This is a genomic window from Frigoribacterium sp. UYMn621, from assembly GCF_040549525.1.
GTDB lineage: Bacteria > Actinomycetota > Actinomycetes > Actinomycetales > Microbacteriaceae > Lacisediminihabitans.
The window spans coordinates 1-3,975 of sequence record NZ_JBEPTM010000038.1; the positions used below are offsets into that span (position 1 = coordinate 1).

Annotated in this window: 5 protein-coding genes; 4 read left to right on the top strand and 1 reads right to left on the bottom strand. The window is 59.7% G+C overall.

Going from position 1 to position 3,975, the window contains the following annotated elements:
• The 4 genes from ABIB54_RS17650 to ABIB54_RS17665 all read left to right on the top strand — a co-directional run.
• A partial coding sequence (locus ABIB54_RS17650; protein WP_354576839.1) for a hypothetical protein occupies positions 1-307 on the top strand: 307 nt, incomplete at its 5' end.
• Entirely contained in the window at positions 271-1,443 is a 1,173-nt protein-coding gene (locus ABIB54_RS17655; RefSeq protein WP_354576840.1) for a protein kinase family protein, read from the top strand. The genes ABIB54_RS17650 and ABIB54_RS17655, both read left to right, overlap by 37 nt.
• A gap of 363 nt (positions 1,444-1,806) precedes the next feature.
• Complete coding sequence (locus tag ABIB54_RS17660) at positions 1,807-2,148, top strand: hypothetical protein (RefSeq protein ID WP_354576841.1); 342 nt, start codon at positions 1,807-1,809, stop codon at positions 2,146-2,148.
• A 131-nt stretch (positions 2,149-2,279) separates the two neighbouring features.
• Positions 2,280-2,792: a hypothetical protein gene (locus tag ABIB54_RS17665; protein ID WP_354576842.1), complete on the top strand. Its 513-nt coding sequence runs from the start codon at positions 2,280-2,282 to the stop codon at positions 2,790-2,792.
• Between the two features lie 396 nt (positions 2,793-3,188).
• On the opposite strand, the gene ABIB54_RS17670 is transcribed toward ABIB54_RS17665, so the two are convergent.
• Complete coding sequence (locus tag ABIB54_RS17670) at positions 3,189-3,698, bottom strand: GNAT family N-acetyltransferase (RefSeq protein ID WP_354576843.1); 510 nt, start codon at positions 3,696-3,698, stop codon at positions 3,189-3,191.
• Between the last annotated feature and the right edge of the window lie 277 nt (positions 3,699-3,975).

Sequence of the window (3,975 nt, forward strand, 5' to 3'; positions counted from 1 at the left end):
CGCGGCCCACATCAATGTTGTTGCAGTAATCCCCGCAAGCACCCTAGCCCGAACCATTCCAGCAGTCCCTAGGGGACTGATGTCGATCTGGTTGACTCGAGATTTGTCGCGTACGACGTTCGGTTATCGCGTCTCCCATTGGAGCGGAGCCGCGACCGCGCCGCGCCACGGTATCGTCCAACTGATCGACCGCGAACTCGGGCAGGGCTACTACATTCAGATGCAGGGGGACGCGCCGGTGGCCGTGCTGTCTGAACGAAGGGTGGCGCTGTGGCAACTCCGTTGGAGCTCGCGGTCTCGGATCTGAAGGCGCGATACCAGGACCAGGCTTCATCTCCGACGTTCGATCGTTTGTACGAGGACGACCCAGAGTTCGGGCATGTGTTCTCAGTCCTCCACAAGCGTCTGAACCATCACTTCGAGAGCATCAACGACCGTGCCAGGAGCACTCATCACTATTGGGCGGACAACAGCCGGGATCTGCTCGCCCTGATCGAAGGGCTGAATCAGGATCGCCATCTGCTCTCGCGTGTCGGCGTCGAAGTGAAGCTTGCTGACGGATACCAGGCGGCGATCGAAGCCTGCGAGCCCTGGCTGTCGCCGAGCGGCGGTAGCCAGGTGCCAGACGACTTCGCGCAGATCGCGATCGAGAAGTACGTGCCAGTGTTCAGCCGCCCGTCCACCACCGTCGATCTGCGCAAGAGTCAGTCACGGCCGAAGCTCACGATGATCGGTGAGGGGTCCTACGCCAACGTGTATTCCTACATTGACCCCGACTACGGGATCAAGGTCGCGGTGAAGCGGGCGAAGAGAGGCCTGAGCGAGCGAGACCTGGCACGCTTCCGCCAAGAGTTCGAGGTCATGAAGAAGCTGAGCTTCCCGTACGTCGTCGAGGTCTACCAGTATGACGAGGAGCGGAACGAATACCGCATGGAGTTCTGCCACGAGACGCTGCGTGAGTACATCGCCAAGAGGAACGGATCCCTGGGCTTCGCCTCGCGCAAGCGCATCGCGCTGCAGTTCCTCTACGGCCTCAACTATCTCCATGGCAAAGATCTTTTCCACCGGGATATCAGCCTGCAGAACGTCATACTCAAGGTCTTCGACGGCGGTGCCGTCCTCGTGAAGCTGAGCGATTTCGGACTTGTCAAAGATCGGACATCGACCTTCACCCGCACGCAGACGGAGGTGCGCGGGACGATCCGCGATCCTCTGCTGGATCGCTTCAAGGACTATGGCATCGGGAACGAGATCTACTCGATCGGGTGGATCCTGTCCTACATCTTCACCGGCAAGGAGTCGCTGAGAGTGGCGCCGGACGAGGTTGGGCTCATCATCCAGCGGTGCACATCGCATGACTACTCGGCGCGGTACGGCTCAGTTCTCGATCTCATCGCCGAGGTCGAGCGGCTTGAGGTGACCCCGACCCAGGCGCCGGCATAGAGAACTGCCACAAGGTCAGCACTGCGTTCGTATCCGCTGATCACGCCGGTGCACTCGTAAGCGTCCGCAGGTGGTTCCCCTTACGGGCCGTTGCATCTTCGGCCCTGACCAGCGATTGTTGGTAGGTAGATCCAGCTGAATCGTCAAAGGGAGGTGGTGGACCGAGTGATCCGGGCGGCTAATCCACTCAGGTTCCCTCCCGCCACGGTGTTCTTTTCTCTGCCGCTGGGTCAAGCCAGAGAGATCTCCGCGCGCGTGGCGGCTGCGGTCGCAACGCAGGCTCCCGGTGGGCGCGAGCTGTTGGACCACACGGGACACGATGCGCTTCGTGACGCTCTCGCGCACGAATTCCCGTACTTGTCCATGAACGATCTGTTCAGCGTCGCCGCAGACATCGGCGGGAGCGCCCACATGCTCGCTACCATCCAATGGCGCGCTGCCGGGCATCGTCCCGGTGACACTGCCGAGATCGGGTTGTCGACGCTGGAAGGCGGACTGCTGATCCAGCTTCACGCTTCCCCCGACTCTTTACCCGCCCAACTCCGCGCCGCCGAATGGGCCAACCACGCAACGCTGTACAAGCACCGTTTCATGCGGCCACCTCACCCCACCAAAGATGCAATGCGACGAGCGGCCCAACTGCGCAGGGAACACGAACAAGCCCTCTACGGCTACTGGCAAGAGCTCGAAGCCAACCCGGGATAAGCGCATCCAGCGAGCCCGTTGATCGTTCCTCTTGCGGGCGCTAACGGCAGGCTTCCGGGCAAGCCAACTCAGATGTCACCTAACCCTGCAGCGGACCCGATCGAGTAATAAAAACCTGGAATAGTTCAACTATGGACAACTCAGTCGTCGCCCTGATTGCGATAGCCGCGTCGCTGATCGGCGTTTTGGTTGGTGCTCTGGTAGCACCGTGGTTGACTGCGAGGCTCAATCGGGATGGCACTCAGTCGGACTTCATCCGCGACCAACGACGCGAGGCCTACGCCGACACGACGCTCGGTACTGTGCTTCTCGAGAAGGCCACGAACGCTCAAGTCAACGTAGGCGAGTATTACGATCGGGCCAATTTCGCCTTTGAAAGAGCGGCGAGGTGGAACACCGGCGACGGAAGCCTGATCACTTGGCTCGCCTATCTTCGTTACTCGGTGCGACTTCTCGCAAAGTTGTCGCGACAAAACGATGCCTCGACGGACGCTGAGAAGGACGGGCTTCTGGAACGTATCCGGGAGGACTGGATTCGCGTCTATGCACAGCTTGCCATCATGCGTGAATCTAGCGACCGCGTCCGTCGCGACCTGTCTGATCTTCAGCGCGACTATGGCGCCGTCGGCTTCGATATCTCATGAAATGAGAGTGGTGCAGCTTGCGAAAAATAGCTGGGTGTGTCTCGAAACTTTAGTGTGCAAAACTGGCGAGTTCAGGCGGTGGTCGCAACACCGGCTTGATTTGACTGGTTCGAGAGTATCTCGCGGACGACCGTCAGATGGCGGCCGCGAAGAAGATAAACGGTTAGAGGCGCGTAGGCATCGCCCGTGTTCGCAGAACTGCGTACACGCTTGCATTGATCGGTCCATCGGCGGTCGCGCCAACCAGAAGGCAAAGGGATTTTTTTCCTGCCTCAGGGGATTTTCAGTTTCAATGCGACGTGGTCCCCCCGCCGCCACTGGCATTCGGAAGTACTTAGAGGAGCCCAGCGAGGGTCTTCTGCTTGCGCAACCCAGGTCGAATCAGCGCGTCGTTTCCTAACGAAGCGCAGCTTGGAAAAGGATTCCTTCTCCGCTCGCGAAGGGGACTCCGCGAAACTGATGCGCTCGTGCGATCTCGTGAAAATTCCACGGCTCATGGGCCCCAATAGAGGCTTGATTCATCGAGCTTGCGAAATAAAAAGCGTTGTCCGCGACCTGAGAAATCCACGAGAGGCGAGCCGTAATGAGGGAACGCGCGACTCCTAAACGGCGGCTCTTCGGGGCAACAGTGATGCCCATCAAGTAGTGACCGGCGGGCGCGTCCCCGTCGACGTCGGGGAAATACTTCGTTGATGCCCACCCCACAAGGCGTCCTTCAGTTTCGGCAACGATTAGAAAGCGGCCGGGATCCTTAACGGAATGCACGATGGACTGAGCGAAAGCATCAGTGTCGGCACGGCCTGCGCCTCTCTGAACCTCGAGGACACCAGACAGGTCTCGCTCAACCGCCTCCCGAACATGGCAGATCCCACGGTCCGAATCTGAGTCCCGATCTTTTTCGCGCACTTAGCAAGTATGGACCCGCCCGCAACTGAGCCCGGATTCACTCCGAGTGCCGGGCCAGTACATCGCGGTATCGCAGCCGGGACTGGACCTAGTCAGCAAGGCGCTCATGCTGCATCCCGGACCGCCGAGCCCGGACAATGGGGCCAGATTTCTCTGTCCCTGCGGGGCCAGAAAACCTTGACAAAGTCACCCCCCGACTATCTCACTCGGATCTACTGGAATGGTTCGGGCTAGGGTGCTTGCGGGGATTACTGCAACAACATTGATGTGGGCCGCA

Excerpts from the sequence above, each read along its gene's own strand:
- ABIB54_RS17660 (WP_354576841.1), top strand. The coding sequence starts at position 1,807 with ATGAACGATCTGTTCAGCGTCGCCGCAGACATCGGCGGGAGCGCCCAC.
- ABIB54_RS17665 (WP_354576842.1), top strand. The coding sequence starts at position 2,280 with ATGGACAACTCAGTCGTCGCCCTGATTGCGATAGCCGCGTCGCTGATC.